Source organism: Rhodanobacteraceae bacterium (assembly GCA_016713135.1).
In the GTDB taxonomy this organism is placed as follows: domain Bacteria; phylum Pseudomonadota; class Gammaproteobacteria; order Xanthomonadales; family SZUA-5; genus JADKFD01.
Window position 1 is genome coordinate 419,136 of sequence record JADJPR010000002.1, and the last position, 17,047, is coordinate 436,182.

Sequence of the window (17,047 nt, forward strand, 5' to 3'; positions counted from 1 at the left end):
CCTTGAAGTATTCATCTATCTACCGGGTTTTGATCGACAGGTACCTTCGGGCTGGCGACAAATTCCACGCCAAGACCAAGCGCGCGTATCAGGCGCTCACCGTAGCGTGGAACGGTGAACTCGGCCGCACGCGCTCTAGCCTCGCGTCCCATAGCAGCCAGTCGCCGCCGGTCTTGCATGAGCATCATCAGTCTTTCGGCAATCACCTGAGGTGATCGAATTGGAACGACAAAACCATCCGTGCCGTCGCGCAGGATGTCGGGGGCGGCCGTGTTCTCGGTCGCGACAACAACCAAGCCCGCAGCCATCGCCTCGAGTATCACCATGCCGAAGGTGTCACTGATCGAAGGCAGAACGAGCACGTCCGCCCATCGAAACAGCTCAGGCATTTCCGAGCGAGGTACTGGTCCAAGCAATTTCATCCGCCGCTGCAGATCCTTGCGAGCAAGCATGCTCAATTCAAGGTCACCCGCGGCCTGGGCTTCCACCCTGGAGTCGTTGATCAGATCAAGTGCTTGGTTGAGGTACGCGATTCCCTTCCGCAGACCATCGCCACCCACATAGAGTACGCGAAGTGCTGTATCGGGCCGAGTAACCTGTTCTCGATACTCCTGATACAAGTGTCCTGCTACACCTAGGGGCACCACCAGCACGCGATCCGACGCAACGCCCTCTGCCTCGATCGCACGCTTGGCAAAGGTGGACCCACAAACAATTCGGTGCGCCAAGTCAAGCTCTTCACGCTGACGCAACAGATAGCCCTCGGTCATGCGATCGTCCACGGCGCGGCTGGACCAACCGGGAAACCTACGGGCCTCCTCCTGAATCAACCCAACTTCGAAGGCACGCGGGGCAGTGGCATGGTCAAGCCAGCAATGAACCCCACGATCACGCGCTGCAATGAATGTCTCCTTTGCCGCCGAGGTGAATGCATAGACGGCCGAGGTTGCGTCGTCCAACTCACGTGCGCACAATTCGGCGAAGCGTCGTCCGCCCCAAAGCCAATTCCCGGTCCGCTCTTCTGCGCTACGGGCGCGGTTCGCATACCATTTGTACTGCAAACCAAAAATCGGAAAGGTTCGAATATGACATTCCGGCAACCCAACACCCGATTGGCGATCCGCCAACCGACGAAGTTCGTCGCGTCCAAGCAGCGCACTTGTGCGGTGCAACAGGCTTCGGAGCGATTCCGAGCGTATCAGTAGATCGGTGCAGAACTTCTTCAGATAACCGTGACTGTGAAACGCGTTGGCGACGGCATAGTGCCGCCTGGCTCCCAGTTGGGTAACCAATACGCCGGAATTGTGATTCAGAGGGAGCAACGTCACCTGTTTGAAAATTCCCGGAGTGCCTGACCCAGTCGATCGACAGATCTCGCCCATGTGTGTTCGCGAGCCTGTCGATAGCCACAAGCCCGCATGCGACCATGAAACTCGCGATCGCTCGCGAGACGTTCGATAGAATCGCAGATACCATCAGCGTCCGCAGCTGCCACCAGAATGGCACCGTCTCCTGCAATCTCCCGGTGCGCAGGGATATCACTGGCGATCACCGGGGTACCAACTGACATTGCCTCAATCAGAGTAATGCCGAATCCTTCGTATCGAGACAACGAACATGCAAACTCCGCCGAAGCCACCAACCCCGCCAGTTGCTCATCTGACAGGCCGCGTGCGACATGAATCACGTTGGATGGCAGAGACTGCGCCGCAAACTCGGCAGATACCGGGCCAACCAAGACCAGCTTGAAATCCGGAAGGCGCACAGACAAACGCGCCGCCATCCTCAAAAAGTGATCCCCACCCTTCTTGAATGTCAAGCCACCAACCGAAATTCCGTACCGACTATTTCCGAGACCACTGTCAACCAAGGACCTCTCGTAGCCCCTCTGTGCATTGAAGGCTGGAGACGCGCCATTCCCAACAATCCTGATCTTCTCCTGCAGATGTCCAAAGTTCGCATTGATTCGATCGGCTGTAAACGCAGAGACCGCAAGTATCAGGTCCGCCCTGCGTAGCGCCTTTCCAAGCAGCCAACGGATCTTGATTTTCTCTCGCCAGCGAGGGCGTTCCTGATCGAGACCCCACAAATCATGCACGGTAATGGCAAGCCTTGCACGCCCCGGCGGAATCCAAAGCTCGCGAGGGCAATACACCCAATCGCACGAATGACTCCATCGCCGCGCGGTCGGCCAACCGATTACATTAGCAAGCGTCCGTTGCACCGGCCTGCCCAAGGGCACAACAGCCGTACTCAAGCCGCCGAGTTGCGAAGCAGACTCGTGCAAGTTTGCGGCCCCGACTGGCACCAACCATTCAAGATCGATTCCCGGTGACCGCGAGAGGCCGGACAACATATTGACTATATGTTTCCCAACACCGGTAACGTGGGGGTCCGAGCGCGACAACGCAGTCCATGCAGCGATCTTAATATGAGCCACCTGACCGATGATCACGAGGCTCCGTGAGCTCCCGATATACAGATTGAACGCGCCTACCGAAACAATCCAGTGAAAATTCGGCGCAGACCCGAGCGCGTGCTGCCAACCCCATTTCCAACCGGAGCCCTTTGTTTCCAATCAAGGTTGCAAGTGCATCCGCCAGTGCAGCTGGATCTCCGCTCCTGATCAGATATCCTTCGATCCCGTCCCTCAGCACTTCACGTGTGCCGCCGACATCCGTCGCAACTGCGGCAAGTCCAGAAGCCAGTGCCTCCAGGAGACCAAGAGGCAATCCCTCGGTCTCGGACGGTTGAATGTAGATGTCCGCATCCGCGTAGAAGCCATGCATGTCTTCGACATGACCGCAAAATTGCAGCCGTGCATCCAGCGCCAACTCAGCCACTCGCCTTTGCAGGCTTCCCAAGAGCGGACCGCTCCCCGCAACACGACACACAAAATCGACCCGGGTCTCGGACAATCTCGCGAGGGCCATCAACAGCACTTCCAGACCCTTTTTGGGGGCAAGCCTTGCTGCGACAGCCAAAACCACTGGGCCGTTACGCACCTGGTCGCCGCGATTGCAGCCAAACCGAGCAACGTCGATACCATTCAGCACCGGCACCGGCGCGTATTCGCCCGCCAACGGTAACTCAGCTTGCCAATGATCGGCAACCGCCCGGGACACAGCGATGACTCGAGTGCCAGAACGCTTGAACAGGCGACGCGTCAACCAGCGTTTCAGCGCACTCTTCACCGAACCTGATTTGAGCCAATCCGCCATCAAGTGCAGATGGACGCAGTGACGGCTCGATCTCCCGATACGAGCCAGTGCAACAATGCAGTCAGCATCCCAGCCGTGGCTATGCAGCACCCGCGGCCATCCGAACTCATCCAGTTTCTTGCGCAGGCGCCACGCTGCGGCAAGTATGGAACTTGGACGGTTGTAGCGTCCGTCGTACTGGATCACCAGGTCAGCGTGGTGCGCCATATTCGGATCCGAGTCTCCAAGTGCAATCAGCTCGTTACACGGCTGACCGTTTCTCCTCGACCAATCACGAATGTCAATTGCAACTCGCTGCCCGCCTCCGTACATTCGTCCCGATATCACCTGAAACGTTTCCGAACGTTGTGTCTCCGGATTCTCACGACCAGCTTGCCCAGATCGGTTCATCCCTCACTGAGCGAAACTGTGCGGCGAGACCGGTGGAGGTACCAGCGCAGTGTGTCCTCAAGCATTTGTCGCACGGTACCGTGAGCCTCAAGCTGGCCAAACTTGTCCCGGAAACGTCGAGGATTAGAAATCACACACGCAGCATCACCGGGACGCCTGGCGACCAAGCGGACGGGCAGTCGACGACCGGACAAGGACTCAGCTGCATTGACCACCGTGCGAACCGATACGCCTCGACCATAACCGAAATTGAGCAAGACCGATTCACCACCCAAGGCCAGGTGATCGATCAACTTGAGGTGCGCATCCACCAGATCGCAAATATGGACGAAGTCGCGAACACAGGTTCCATCCTCTGTTGGATAATCATCACCGTAAAGCGTGAATTCAGTTCGGTCGCCGGCAAGCACCGCGCAAACACTGTTGAAGAGGTTTGGAGCAACCGCCACCGCAGGAGGACCAAAGCGACCGGCCGGGTCGGCGCCAGCAACATTGAAATAGCGCATAATGCCAAGCCGAATTCCCGCGGCGCCGAGCACATCCTGGAGCACCCGTTCCGCCATCGCTTTCGAGCAGCCATATGGGTTGATGGGGTTCAATGGATGATCCTCATCAACCAAGGCGGTACGTGGTTCTCCGTAGACCGCCGCCGTCGACGAAAATAGTACAGCCGGAATCTTGGCCTCGATACACGCCTCAGCCAAACCAAGTGAATTTGATACGTTGTTGCAGTAGTACCGCCCTGGAGATGCCACCGACTCTGGCACGGAGATACTTGCCGCCATGTGTATGACCAGATCTATACCACTGCGAAGGACTTCGCCTATGCCGTCGAGATCAGCAACATCGAGCACGCGTAATTCCGCCCCCGGACATTCTCCGCCAATCCGGTGCTGAGATTATCCACGACGACGACATCCACGCCCTGATCAACTAAAGCAGCGACCAAGTGACTTCCGATATAGCCGGCACCCCCTGCAACGAGAATCCGACGCCGATCCCGAGGCGCTGAGGTCCTTGTCAATTCATTGCCTCCGAAACGGAAGGCCTCGGCTCGCCCATTGTCAGACCGGATGCGCATACCAGGTCGAAACGGGACGCCCGGGCGCGTCAACACATGCATAGCGGTACCCAACCGCATCCAGGAATCGAAGCACATCATCCGGGCCCGAACCGAGGGCCCTCAGACCAGGAATGTTCATTTCGAAGTAGATGTTTCGAACCCTCTTCGCCCGAAGCAAACCCTCTGCTCCCTGAAGAACAAGAAAGTCGGCACCCTCGGTATCAATCTTGAGAAGATCAATCGTCTCCGAACCGTCGAACTGGCCGTCGAGCGTAACTGCCTCAACCTCTGTTGTTCGCGAAGCGTCCGTCACCGCTATACTGCCCCATCCGGTCTGAGCGTCCGGCCCGGAATCGAAACTGACTATTCCCGTGCGGTTGCTGCAAGCCTTCGCATGGACTGAACAGCTCTCTGCAAACGAGTTTTGCTCCAGATTCTTGCGCAGCAGTTGCAGATTCCGCCCCCCCGGCTCAAACGCAACCGCACGGTTGCCGGGGTTTGCGGCAAGCCAGATTAGAGTGAAGTAACCCATGTTTGCGCCGACGTCGACGAGGAGCTTTCCATCTCCCGCGGCACCCAGTGACCTCACGCGACGCGACAGCCACGGCTCGAAGACTCCGAGGAAAGCAACGCACTGACTTATATAATCGCTGACGACAAGGTCATACATCGATACTCCGTCCGCGTAGCTTAGGGCTGCCTTGTCAAAGAGTGGCTCATAACCGCTCCTACCGCGATAAAACCTGTACCAAAGGCGACCGCGCAAAACCTCTGGTGCAAAGCGAAGAATCCACGGACGGTTCATCTTGACCACACCCGAGAGTAAGTATCAATGTGAGCCGCCCAGCCAAGGTTCGCCTCAGCCCAATCTCGACACCGGGCACGCGAGGGCACACCGAGACTCTGAGCGATTGAATCGATTTGATTTGCAGACAGCCGAGAAGGCAAATCCGGTATTGACCAGCCGAGATGGTACAGACTCACCAAATCACTGTAGTCGCCAATCCCTTCACTGATAATTACCGGTAACCCCGCGGCCAGATACTCCGCAAACTTGACCGGCGATGCAACTTGGTTAACCACGCTCCGCTCCCGAACCAACAGACCACAGTCCCCAGCACAGAGGAAGCGCCAGACATCAGCATTCGGCACAGACAGCAACGTGTAATCCTGTGGCGATAGGTTACGGCCATTCAAATATTCCGCGAAGCGCGCTGTATCGGTTGTCAGCACGAGGAAGTGAGCATTGGGGATTGACTCACGCAAGCGGCAGAACAACTGAATGCACTCATCTGGCATTTGCCACGCCGCTAGACTTCCATTATATACCACCACGAAACGACCATTGAGTCCGAGGTCATCGCGGGTCTGCTTCCGCTGCGTCTCGAGACTCTCAAGGCTGCGAATTTCAGTGCAGCATGGCACTACTGAAAAACTTGTCCCGGTCTTGTCCGTGACTTGTTTCAAAATCTCATGCATCCGCCTCGAAACGCACATGACATGCGAGGATCGAGCGATCGCATCTCTTTCCTGCTCGTCTATTGGTTCGGAACTCCCGTGCGCATCTTCAGCGAGACTTGCTTCATTGGACTGCCCCCGTATATACGCAGCTTCGGCTCCGGCAAATCCGCGACAATCGAAAATCACTCTGGCGCGAGAGCAGCCTTCCAACGCATCCAATGAGATCTTTGTAGCGACCGGACCGCGGCAATGCAGAACAAACTCCGTGCCAAGATATCCATTCATCTTGAGCCATGTGCGTAAGGCCCAGGATTCCGACCACAACCGCAAACGTGCCGGAGGGGCGCACAGCCGGCGTAATGGCAACCGATACTCGCGGTGAACGGTTCCAATGCGTTCCTGCCACCTCAGTCGTGCTTGTTTCCGAAGAAAATCGCCGACGGCCACCGCTACCAACGCCACGACGTCGTGACCTCGCTCGCGCATCAACGCCATCGGGCGTATCACTTGCGGGATATAGACCGGCGACAGTCCCTCCCTGACCGTAAAGTGAACAACCCTCACGAGACAGCGAAGTCTGTTGCAGCGGCATTAGCGCCACCTACGCGGGCGCACTCGCGCAATTGGCTCATCGCTTCAGATAGGGTGATCAGGCGAATCAGATGGCGTCCCTCGCGCCAGTCGTGAGGCAATCCACGCAAATTCAAGAAACGTTGAACGACGCCAGCATCAACTCCCCCCAAGGAATCCGGCTGCTTCGTCAAGTTTCTGAGTGGTCCAACTACGAAGCTCCAGACCGAGCCAACTGCCCAACGGCGCCTGGTACCCCAACTTGTCGTGACGGTCCAGAATCAGATCAGGCACGATACCGCGCATTGCCTGGCGCAGAATGCGTTTCGTGCATCCCGCGCCAATTTTGAATTGAGGCGGAAGCGAAAAGACAAATTCCGCCAAGCGATGGTCAAGAAAGGGCTGGCGTACTTCGCGCGACCATGCCATCGAATTCCGATCTCCATACCTCAGCAGTGACTGCAGCGGACCACCCAGAGCATCGCTACGAAGTGCAGCATCCAATGACGTTCGCGCTGGCCGCTGCCCCCGCTTGGCATGTGGGTCCGAGCTTCGAATCCATTCGGGGCTCCACCATGACCTGAAGTCGACACCCCGCCGGCGTGCTTCCATCCAACTCAAGGCACTCGGAGGCAAAAGGCACGCCAAAATACCCTTGGTTCCAAGGACTTTCTGCCCCCGCGCAACTCCGAGAACTTCTTAAGCTCATCGCGGAACTCTGCGATTCGACCTTGGCGCAGAAGCCAACGCATTTGTACCCGGTAATATTCCAGGTACCCGCCAAGGAGTTCATCTGCACCCTGACCATCCAAGAGGACAGTTGTCCCGGAGTGACGAGCCAGTTTCATTACCATGTATTGCGCAAACATGCTCGTGGCTGGAAACGGTTCTTCCATGTGCCAGCACAACGCGCGGAAACTCGCCTGAAACTCTTTGGCATCCGGCGTTACTTCGTGCGCCTCAACCTTCACGGCGCCCAATACCGCATGAATATAACGACCTTCGTCAAGCCGGGGGTCACTCATCCGAGCGGAAAATGTACGTTGGCCGGATGCCGCGCCGAGTCTATTAATCAAACAGACGATGGAGCTTGAATCAAGGCCACCGGACAAGCTGGTCCCAACCGGTACGTCCGCACGCAGACGAAGGCGAACGCTGTCTTCAAGCAAATCGCGAAACCTCTCCGAAGCATCGCCGAGACTTAGATCACACCTCGCCGTATTCAAACCCCAGTAACAGTCTGTCGATACGACCCACTGCTCATTCCGCCACTCAGCGACCAGATGCTGGCCCGCAAGCAGACGACAGATGCCCTTGATCAGAGCAGGCACCGCTCCGTCGATGATTTCATCATTCACGTACGAAATCAACGCGCAATCATCAATGGCGAAATCCACGACGCCGGCCGAGAGGAGAGCCTTCATTTCTGAAGCAAAAGCAAAAGACTCCCCGGATCGACTTAGCGAATAGTAGAATGGTTTCTCGCCGAAGCGATCCCGTGCCGCAAAGAGCCGCCTGCGAGCCTCGTCCCAAATGGCGAAAGCAAACATGCCGTTCAAATGATCAACGCATGCCTCGCCCCATTGAGCGTAAGCCGCCAGCAACACTTCCGTATCACTATCGGACTCGAAGCGATGTCCAAGCCCACGAAGCTCTTGACGTAACTCCCGGTAGTTGTAAATCTCGCCGTTGAACACGATTACTTGACCGCCCTGCCGCGAAACCATCGGTTGCGCACCCGCTTCAGTCAAGTCAATGATTGCGAGTCGGCGGTGACCGAGCAACACCGCTGGACCAGCACCGGATCGTCTCCAAATACCTGCCCCATCCGGGCCACGGTGGGCGATCGACCCTAAGGCCCGCTCAACGCAGTCGTCCGGCCGCGCAAGACCTGCCGAATTTAGCACGCCGAAAATTCCGCACATATCAGTACGTCATTACCTCGGCGCGAAGCCTGGGAACCGACGGGCAACCCACCGTCGCGCTGGAAAATTTGAGTATCACCAAATGCGTGCTCTCCTCACTATCTCGCCGCTGAAACAAGACATTCCGCGAGTCGCTTCGTAAGGGCCCTTCTCGTATACGCCTCCTTCTCAGCCCATACATAACGCGTTCCGCGACCTGATTCCCACGCATCAAACGCCGCTTCGATTGCGCCCGAAAGATCGCTAATTGCCCCTGGGCCTACGACGCTGCCGGATCCTACACTCTTGATCAGGTCCGTGATCTCGGATTCTTGAGCGCTCGCAACGATCGGGCGACCGGAAGCTAGATAGCTGTAAAGTTTGGCCGGAACTGCGGGGCAAAAGGCCGCCCTTCCAGCCAATACGATACCTGCAGCAGCAGCAACGCATCTGCGCGGCAAATGTACTCATTCGCCACATCCTGCGATACACGCCTTTCCGCAATTACCCGGTCCGCACTATTGGATTGGCGAACAGCTTCCTGAATTTCGGCGCTATCAGCGCCAAGAAGTCGGAGACGAACCTTATTGCGAAGCGCCGGGCGGCGACTGAACAGCAAGTCGAGCGCACCAAGCGCTACGTTCACTGATCTTGTTCCAAAGTCACGCTCCATCGGATCGTAGTCCATTCGCAGCAGGTTCTTTATCCTGCGAGAGAATCCTAGCCCACCCTTTCGAGAGACTCCGATCTCACCTGCGTGCAGTAGCGTGAAAACACCTGGCTCAATCTCCCCATTTGGCATGCCGTTCGTTTCACTAAATCCGTTCGGAATGACCAGTGTCTTCTCGCTGGGAACCCCTAACTCTTCTATTATCAATTGCCGCGAAGCAATTGTCGGAGTAATCACATATGCCGCAGCGGAAAGAACCCGCTGCTCGATTCGCCTTTCAATGAAAAAATCGACCAAATGACGGTACGGAACACGCGGACCATATGACCAGGGATCACGGATATCGACCACCAATGGCAATCCGAAGTCGCGCGCCAGACGCTCACCCGCGAGAGCCGTCGATGGCGGCGCGACGCTACAAAAAATGACTTTAGGCTGCTCCTTCTGAATCACTTCGCAAGCGGACTCGTAGATACGCGCAACTCGATTTTCGCGACTGCGCACGGCCACAAGCGAGGACAGCAGAGGTAACCGCTGCGCCGCCTTAGCAACTCAACTCAGTTCATTTACCTCTTCGTTCCAGTTGATTCGTCGAACCGGCGACCAAGCGAAACTGTCCTCCCAATGCTCAAGAATGGAGAATGCGCCCCGGTATCGTAAACTCGCGCAAGCCGGGTCAGCGCAAACTATTAGGGGGTTGACACCGAATTGTGGTAAGAGTTCGGCGAAGGCTCGGTTTCTGAGAGTCCCGCTGGCCTCAAGGGGCGGAAAATCATAGGCGAGGAAGAGGACCTTCATGATTCGCGGATCCGCGAGTCAAAACAGCGCGAAGCAAAACGGGCGACCTCTTCGAGTTCGGACCTACTCAGTCGACGGTCCTCATTCTTGCTTCTACCAACTCCAGCAATATAAGAATAATCATGTTTGCAGGCCCGTGCCAGACAAGCATAATGCCCTCTTGGAGTTCCAGAAAATATCTCAAGCACTCTTGCATTCCTAGCAAACAACATGTTTGTCAGGCCTGCACCGTGCATTCCAATAATTCCACGCGCGCCGGCAAACAGCTCAATCTGGTCATCGACGGTCATTGTCTCAGCGATGACACACGTAACACCAATCTTCTCAAGCGCGAATATCAGCTCGTCTTCATTCAGGATCCTTCTCACTCGAGCGATTCGCCGACTGACGTATATGACGCGTTGCGTAGGTGCTGCATGGTCACCTAGCAGGCGCGACCTAACAAATTCAATCGCACGCTCTGGTAGCCAGCCGCATTCACTTCCTGACATTTGAGGTAGCAGCAAATGGCGGTCAGACTGCACGCACGTATCAGGCTGTACCACCCGAACATCAATGCCATCAGGAAGAAGCCGTCGCACTACCGCTTCATACTTTTCATGCTTTGACGTTAGGTAGAGGCGCGCAGGAGGATCAGATAGATCCATGTGGGCCAAGTGCCAAAGTCGTGGTAGAGCATCAATCAAGAAGTGATAGTGGTTGGATATCAGATCGGATCCGGCCCCAATTGCAACCGAGACCCGTTCTCCTTCCACTACCTTGTTTCTTCGTTCCAATCCCCCAACCGTCGCCACCGCACGCAAGCCACCCGGCAACAATAGTGACTCTGATACGAACGAAAAGCGGTTTAGCGCAACCAGCCCGGTCGCGGGCCAGAACACAACCCGCCTGAGCACATGTGGTTTTGTATTAGAAAATCGGAGGTGCGAGCAACCCACGGAAACACAAGAAGGTGCTGGATTTTCCATCCCTATTGTCGCGCCCACCACGCGCTCCCTGCCCCTCAAGGCTCCTACGGGCAGCATTCGCATAAAACGCAACCCTAGCAGTCGCCGCGCCCGCGTGATGCGGTAGCGAAATGCCGCCGTCACGTGTTGACTGAAAGCACCTAGAGGCGTAACCAACCGCCGAACAATTACTGAAAACGAACGGCTATACAAGTTTCAGAGCCTGAAACGCCTCGATATTTTCGGCAACCGCAATTCCTTGAATATCATCATATTCCCGAGCATCAACACCGTGATTTGGTCGCAGCAACAGAAGGTCATCGCTCGACGGAACCTCACCCTTGGCGAGCCTTCGTCGCGAATATACTGCACGTCGAAAACTCGTTACATGGCCAGTATCCACTTCACTTCGAAGCGGTCGCTTCACGCCGTCGCCCATCACCACCTTAAGTGACTTTAGAGACTCGATTAACTGCAAAACTTCATTGCAAGTGAGTGACACCGCATGATCGCGAAAGATTTTCCCCTCCCGACTGTCGGTGAAATGAAACTCCAAGACGTCAGCACCACGCGCGGCCGCGATCAGCAGGGCGAACGCACCTACAGTGTGATCTGAATAACCCACTGACAGTCCTGTGGCGTGTCTCAGTGTATCCATAACTGCCAAATTCGCGTCACCGAGTTCAATAGGGTACATTGAGGTGCATTGAAGCAGAGCAAGCATATCGGGACGACGGTATGCCTCGTTAGCTTTCTGTATTTCCCCGACTGATTCGAGAACCTCGGTGAGTTCGGACAGGCCCGTAGACATGATAATCGGCTTTCCGCGCAAGGCAAATTGCCGAATGATGGGGAACGCCGTAAGATCGCCAGATCCAATCTTGTAAATATCAAGATACGGGTCAATCCATTCCAGCATCTCAAGATCCCATACGGATGCCATGTATCCCACATGGCTTGACCGGCAACGCTCAGCGAGTGCGATGTGCTGCTCGCGAGTGAGTTCAAACCTCTTGAAGTGTGCGTTTCTATCCGGTGATTCGAACGGACTAACCAACGAATCGCCCCGGTACAACTGGAACTTCACATAATCAGCGCCCGATTCAATCGCGAGATCGGTCAACTTGAGTGCAGTCTCGAAGTTCCCTTCGTGATTTCCACCAATCTCGGCAATCAGCAGTGGTCCGTGCTTGCCGACGAAGGGGCCAGAATTAGAGGGCTTGGCCGATTCACCAATTTGAACGTTCATAGCGTCCCCTCGAGTAGTCTTCCAACGAGTTCAAAATCCTCATCGGACTTTATCTGGATACTTTCCCGCCGGCTCATTTGAATGTGGCCAATACGTCCGTGATACAGGCTGTCCTTTCTCAGGAACTCTCTCCAGAATCCGTGTACGGCGCCGTTGTAAACATACAAGGCTTCGCGCTCATAACGGAGCGACTCGAGTACGCCCGGGTTGATCGTCTCCAATCCATTCATCCCGTGTTTAAAATGCAAGTCCATATCTTCATAGGTACTTATGACCTGATCCACGTCATAAATAAGGAGCGTATCTACGACTTCCCGGATGTGGCTGTCACGGCGCAAGGGAGTGTGCACACTTAATATAACAACGATATCGGGATACCAGTTTCCTTCGAACTCGAACCTGCTCACGCAATCAAACACAACTTCGGACAGCTTAACCCGCCCCCCCGACAATTCCGGCTTTCGCAGCATTACGTCCACGCCAGTCCTAGATTGACAGTAGCCAATAACTTCCTCGTCATCTGTAGATACAACTATCCTGTCAAATACACCAGAATCAAGTGCGGCATTCAGGCTGTGCGCGAGTAGTGGAACTTGACCCAGTGGCCGCAACACGACATTCTGCATTCGAGCATAAGTGTTTTTCGCTGGAATCACACCAAGGATCTTTGGGCGCGTCGCTCCCTGTCGCTGGTCGATAAGTGCGCGCTTTATCTTTCGACGAGCAGATAGCAGCAACTCCTCATCCCTTGACATTGAGTTCGAGTGCTGTCGATAAAAAAAGAGGGGAGTTTGGATGTTGGCCACCTTAAATCTATGCAGCGCCTTCATCCAGAGTTCATGCCCATCTTGAGCACTGAATTCCGGATCATACCCCCCAATTGTTTTCAGAACACGCATGCGGACCATCGTGCAGGCGCCGTGCGCCGGAAGGTCGAGTGCATGGGTTTCGCGACCTATTGCCTTACGCCGTTCAATTCCCAGGAACTCGCCGCTCTCTCCAACAAAAGTCCAATTTGGAAAGACCAGTCCGACCTCACGGTGAGAATCCAAATAGGCAACCATTACAAGAAGCGCGCTCTCGTCAAGATAATCGTCGGCGTCAAGTCTCATAATGAACTCGCCGCGACCCATGTCGAGCGCGTGGTTTGCACACCAGCGCAAACCCATCGCGGCTTGGTTCGTTCTCACGCTCATTTTCGAACCGAGAATAGCGGCATACTCTGCCAGTATATTCCCGGTATCGTCGGTCGATGCCTCGTTAAATACAATGAGTTCCCAATCAGTGAAAGCTTGACTGACTACACTATTGAGACATTCGCGCAGATACTTGCCATAATTTCGGCAGGTAACGTAAACCGTAACCCGAGGCGACCTCATGCTGCTACCGCCTCTAATTCCTCGACATAGTAGGGAACCGTGAGTGCGAGCCCCTCGTCGATCGTAGATACCGGATGGTAGTTCAGCAGTTCCCTTGCCCGACTGATATCCGCCAATGAATGCCTGATATCACCCTCTCTAAATGCGACGTGCTTGGTCAATACCCGCCTTTCCGGCTTCGGCGACACGTCATTGATTGCGATGATGATTTTCTTTAGGAGCTGATTAAGAGTGGTCGCTTCCTCGCAGGCGACGTTGTATACTCGATCGGTGGCAGTACCGGATGGTGAAATTGCTGCGAGTACGTTTGCGAGCACGACATTTGACACGAAACAGAAGTCTCTGGACGTCTCGCCGTCTCCGTTTACTATTATCGGACTTCCATTCAGCACGGAGGTGATCCAGCGCGGAACAACGGCAGCATAGGCCCCTAGCGGATCCTGCCTTGGTCCAAATACGTTGAAATATCTTAGGCCTACGCTCTCAAACCCAAAACACGAAGTGAACAACGTGGCAAACTGTTCATTTACACGTTTTGTAAGTGCATACGGAGAGAGCACCCTGCCCACCCGTTCTTCAACTTTCGGGAGTGTCGCTTCGTCGCCGTATACGGAACTTGACGATGCATAGACAAACCTTCGGACGGTCGCATCCTTGGCTGCCGTCAGAATGTTCACAAACCCACCAATATTCGTCTCGGTCGACCACTCCGGGTGTTCCAGGGACCGGGGAACTGAACCCAGCGCGGCTTGATGCAGGACCACGGTGCACTTACGGCACGCTTGTCTGCACGTTTCAATGTTTCGGACGTCACCCTCAATAAAGCTGAAATTCTGGAAGAGTTCCTCACCTACGCTTGCTCGAATCTTTGTTAGATTCTGTGGTTTACCTGTGGAAAAGTTGTACAATCCGGTCACCTTGCAACCGATTGCAAGCAACGCCTCACACAGGTGCGAACCGATGAACCCCGCCGCTCCAGAAACGAGCCAGGATTCCTCGCGCAGTCGGCTAGTCTTCCTCTGCGAATCGAACAATTCCCGGTAGAGCTTTGCCATCTTCATGAGGTTGGTCTCCCTACCGTAATTTCAGGGCTACTTGCGCTCGCCGATGACAACCGCTGGATTACCGGCTGATATCGCATATTCGGGTATGTCACTGGAGACCACGCTTCCGGCCGCGACGACTGCTCCACGTCCAATCTGAACACCTTTCAGCACGGCAACCCCGGTTCCGAGCCACACGTCATCTCCGATTCGTATAGGCGCGGCTGACATTGGCTGGTTTCTTATCAGCGTATCTCTGCGGATTCCGTGATTCGCGTCCACCAAATAACAGAATGGAGCAATCAGACAGTTCGCGCCTATGTCAATTTGGGAGGTCGCAAAAATGAACGTGTGGTAGCCGACTGAGGTCCACTCGCCAATAGTGATTGTTGCATCAGGTTGGGCGGGGCAAATTCTCACACCCTCCTTGATTACGGTATCTGCACCTAGCTTCACGTTCCCAGGATGGCGCAGAAACTGCGCGTTGCGGTCAATGTAAATATTAGTGCCGCAGAAACCGAGCTTACGGGAGACCCGCCACTGGTACAGTCGCTGCAGGACGCCTCGATCCAAATGCTTGCGGACGGCGGAGTTTTGATGGACGCTAGTCTTGGCCACAATTCTGTACCTCATGATATAGCGCCAAAACGTCATCTACGTCATACATCCAGTGAGGCCTTTTCATTTTGCCCAGAATGGAGTCAATGAGTATGAGATCAAGTTCGGTATCTACTGCGAGATGTACCGAGGAATAGTTTGTCTGGGAGCAAATGTTCTTGATTGCAAATCGGTGTTCGTTTGCGTAGAAGTATGCTGTAACATGTTCCTGATCTCTCGATTCCGTCATCTGGCCCACTGCGGTCCGCATCGAATCGGTCTTGATCAGTTCCACCGACATTCCCGGTGGATAACTTCGCGGATGTACGTTGGTCACAACGTCCAGATTGGAGCCTAAATATGCATCCAAGGCCCTATCCAATAAGCTCGTCGCTAATAGGGGACTGTCGCCATTTACGCGAAAGAAGGCCGAGCAACCGCTCATTTCTGCCGCACCTAGCACTCTCTCGGCGACATTGGTGAGCGATCCTCGGAAACAGAGTACGTTGTTTTTGTTACACCACTTCTCGAGGGGATCATCGCTGCGATCCATTGACGTTGCTATGCAGATTCGTCCGACCGATGAGCAGCGTCGCAGTTTTTCGATGACGTACTCGATCATTGGCCTGCCTTGAACCATGCGGAGCACTTTCCCGGGCAGGCGAGTCGAGGAGCAGCGCGCAACGAGTATGGCGTCCGGGCGGATGCCAACAGTCAGCTCGATGTGACTGTGCAGAGCGGCGGGGCTATCGCTCATTCCAGGCCCAGTATCTTGGCGGCGACGGCAAGCTGTCGCGCAACAAGTGGCCGCGCAGCCTGAGGCATTGACCTGAGATATTCGGCACAGAATTCCTGCCTACAGCTCAACAGCAAGCCTCCATAAGCAATCGCCCCGCGAAAGTTCGGTCCATAGAGTTCAATTGACGAGCCCATTGTGATCACGGTGCTCTCTGATCGCATCAGGTGATTCTCAAGCCAACTGGATTGGCAAATCTGCTTCACCGAGATCCCAGCCATTTCCAGCTGCTTCTTGATTCGGGCACTCAAGGCAGTCGTCGAATATTCGCCCGGGTGTGGCTTTATGCCCACTTCGGTGATATGGCGTCGACGACAGAACTCGATCAGGCCGCGACTGAGGTCGGCTACTTGTGGCTCACCCCAGATCTTCCCCAAGCGCGGTTTCGGGGCGATGATGATTGACGGATCATCGGGCGCCAGTGGTATCAATGCTGGAGGAGTCAGCACTTTGACTCGAGTCGATTCCGGGAACGAATTCGTTGTCAAGCCGTAGCATTCACGACCATCCGGATACATGTCAAATCTGCGGCGCACCTTACCAAAGTATCCGCAAGTGCTCACGATCTTCTCACGCCAATTCACCGGCCGCGCGAACATCTCGGCATATTCGGAATTGGTGTAATACGCCGCCAAACCTTCTTCCATGTACCTTACCGAGGCACAGCGGCGCTCACCTGCCATCATTTGGTAACTCGGCATCAACTGATGCGGCAGATATAGATTGTACTGTTCTGGCATTGTTCTATGCCACCATTGGCTGAATCGATAGTGCGCGGCCCACACCTTGTTCAGCCTCAAAGTGAACGGAAAGTCCTCATATCCCATTTGTAGCCTGACGCAGGCAACCGCCGAAGATTCACCCTCGTATTTACGACTCAATACAAAGAGGCAATCCTGCGTCGGTATTTCATGCATTTTGCGTATCGCGTCCGCGACCCAGCGAGTAACGCTGTTAGG

The 17,047-nt window shown here is 55.1% G+C and carries 17 protein-coding genes; all 17 read right to left on the bottom strand.

The features are described from left to right. Nucleotides 1-11: 11 nt before the first annotated feature. Complete coding sequence (locus IPK27_04090; GenBank protein ID MBK8066819.1) at nt 12-1,328, bottom strand: glycosyltransferase family 4 protein; 1,317 nt, start codon at nt 1,326-1,328, stop codon at nt 12-14. Beyond that, complete coding sequence (locus IPK27_04095; protein ID MBK8066820.1) at nt 1,325-2,455, bottom strand: glycosyltransferase family 4 protein; 1,131 nt, start codon at nt 2,453-2,455, stop codon at nt 1,325-1,327. The genes IPK27_04090 and IPK27_04095 overlap by 4 nt, the downstream gene beginning before the upstream one ends. Then, nucleotides 2,427-3,533 (bottom strand): glycosyltransferase family 4 protein, encoded by a 1,107-nt coding sequence (locus IPK27_04100; GenBank protein MBK8066821.1) that lies wholly within the window; start codon nt 3,531-3,533, stop codon nt 2,427-2,429. Before IPK27_04100 ends, IPK27_04095 begins: the two co-directional genes overlap by 29 nt. A 74-nt stretch (nt 3,534-3,607) precedes the next feature. Then, complete coding sequence (gene galE / locus IPK27_04105; protein ID MBK8066822.1) at nt 3,608-4,465, bottom strand: UDP-glucose 4-epimerase GalE; 858 nt, start codon at nt 4,463-4,465, stop codon at nt 3,608-3,610. Beyond that, complete coding sequence (locus tag IPK27_04110) at nt 4,435-4,560, bottom strand: hypothetical protein (protein MBK8066823.1); 126 nt, start codon at nt 4,558-4,560, stop codon at nt 4,435-4,437. The genes galE and IPK27_04110 overlap by 31 nt, the downstream gene beginning before the upstream one ends. A gap of 115 nt (nt 4,561-4,675) precedes the next feature. Beyond that, nucleotides 4,676-5,344 (bottom strand): FkbM family methyltransferase, encoded by a 669-nt coding sequence (locus IPK27_04115; GenBank protein ID MBK8066824.1) that lies wholly within the window; start codon nt 5,342-5,344, stop codon nt 4,676-4,678. A gap of 131 nt (nt 5,345-5,475) precedes the next feature. Beyond that, complete coding sequence (locus tag IPK27_04120) at nt 5,476-6,630, bottom strand: hypothetical protein (protein ID MBK8066825.1); 1,155 nt, start codon at nt 6,628-6,630, stop codon at nt 5,476-5,478. A 234-nt stretch (nt 6,631-6,864) separates the two neighbouring features. Continuing rightward, on the bottom strand, nt 6,865-7,317 hold the full coding sequence (locus IPK27_04125; protein ID MBK8066826.1) for a hypothetical protein: 453 nt from the start codon (nt 7,315-7,317) through the stop codon (nt 6,865-6,867). Nucleotides 7,318-7,322: 5 nt separating this feature from the next. Next, nucleotides 7,323-8,612, bottom strand: coding sequence for an asparagine synthase (glutamine-hydrolyzing) (gene asnB / locus IPK27_04130; GenBank protein MBK8066827.1), 1,290 nt, complete (start codon nt 8,610-8,612; stop codon nt 7,323-7,325). Between the two features lie 361 nt (nt 8,613-8,973). Beyond that, a complete protein-coding gene (locus tag IPK27_04135) occupies nt 8,974-9,783 on the bottom strand; it encodes a glycosyltransferase (GenBank protein ID MBK8066828.1) in 810 nt (269 codons plus the stop codon). Between the two features lie 290 nt (nt 9,784-10,073). Beyond that, a complete protein-coding gene (locus IPK27_04140) occupies nt 10,074-11,063 on the bottom strand; it encodes a glycosyltransferase family 61 protein (GenBank protein ID MBK8066829.1) in 990 nt (329 codons plus the stop codon). Nucleotides 11,064-11,229: 166 nt separating this feature from the next. Continuing rightward, the gene (locus tag IPK27_04145) at nt 11,230-12,273 is read right to left on the bottom strand and encodes an N-acetylneuraminate synthase family protein (GenBank protein ID MBK8066830.1); all 1,044 of its coding nucleotides are present in this window, start codon (nt 12,271-12,273) and stop codon (nt 11,230-11,232) included. Further along, nucleotides 12,270-13,652, bottom strand: coding sequence for a glycosyltransferase (locus tag IPK27_04150; GenBank protein MBK8066831.1), 1,383 nt, complete (start codon nt 13,650-13,652; stop codon nt 12,270-12,272). Before IPK27_04150 ends, IPK27_04145 begins: the two co-directional genes overlap by 4 nt. Continuing rightward, nucleotides 13,649-14,707: an NAD-dependent epimerase/dehydratase family protein gene (locus tag IPK27_04155; GenBank protein MBK8066832.1), complete on the bottom strand. Its 1,059-nt coding sequence runs from the start codon at nt 14,705-14,707 to the stop codon at nt 13,649-13,651. The genes IPK27_04150 and IPK27_04155 overlap by 4 nt, the downstream gene beginning before the upstream one ends. Before the next feature lie 36 nt (nt 14,708-14,743). Next, on the bottom strand, nt 14,744-15,313 hold the full coding sequence (locus IPK27_04160; GenBank protein ID MBK8066833.1) for an acyltransferase: 570 nt from the start codon (nt 15,311-15,313) through the stop codon (nt 14,744-14,746). Further along, on the bottom strand, nt 15,300-16,049 hold the full coding sequence (locus IPK27_04165; GenBank protein ID MBK8066834.1) for an NTP transferase domain-containing protein: 750 nt from the start codon (nt 16,047-16,049) through the stop codon (nt 15,300-15,302). Before IPK27_04165 ends, IPK27_04160 begins: the two co-directional genes overlap by 14 nt. After that, nucleotides 16,046-17,005: a hypothetical protein gene (locus tag IPK27_04170; protein ID MBK8066835.1), complete on the bottom strand. Its 960-nt coding sequence runs from the start codon at nt 17,003-17,005 to the stop codon at nt 16,046-16,048. Before IPK27_04170 ends, IPK27_04165 begins: the two co-directional genes overlap by 4 nt. Between the last annotated feature and the right edge of the window lie 42 nt (nt 17,006-17,047).

Excerpts from the sequence above, each read along its gene's own strand:
- IPK27_04100 (MBK8066821.1), bottom strand. The coding sequence starts at position 3,533 with ATGTACGGAGGCGGGCAGCGAGTTGCAATTGACATTCGTGATTGGTCG.
- IPK27_04115 (MBK8066824.1), bottom strand. The coding sequence starts at position 5,344 with ATGTATGACCTTGTCGTCAGCGATTATATAAGTCAGTGCGTTGCTTTC.
- IPK27_04120 (MBK8066825.1), bottom strand. The coding sequence starts at position 6,630 with ATGGCGTTGATGCGCGAGCGAGGTCACGACGTCGTGGCGTTGGTAGCG.
- IPK27_04125 (MBK8066826.1), bottom strand. The coding sequence starts at position 7,317 with ATGGAAGCACGCCGGCGGGGTGTCGACTTCAGGTCATGGTGGAGCCCC.
- IPK27_04145 (MBK8066830.1), bottom strand. The coding sequence starts at position 12,273 with ATGAACGTTCAAATTGGTGAATCGGCCAAGCCCTCTAATTCTGGCCCC.
- IPK27_04150 (MBK8066831.1), bottom strand. The coding sequence starts at position 13,652 with ATGAGGTCGCCTCGGGTTACGGTTTACGTTACCTGCCGAAATTATGGC.
- IPK27_04155 (MBK8066832.1), bottom strand. The coding sequence starts at position 14,707 with ATGGCAAAGCTCTACCGGGAATTGTTCGATTCGCAGAGGAAGACTAGC.
- IPK27_04165 (MBK8066834.1), bottom strand. The coding sequence starts at position 16,049 with ATGAGCGATAGCCCCGCCGCTCTGCACAGTCACATCGAGCTGACTGTT.
- IPK27_04170 (MBK8066835.1), bottom strand. The coding sequence starts at position 17,005 with ATGCATGAAATACCGACGCAGGATTGCCTCTTTGTATTGAGTCGTAAA.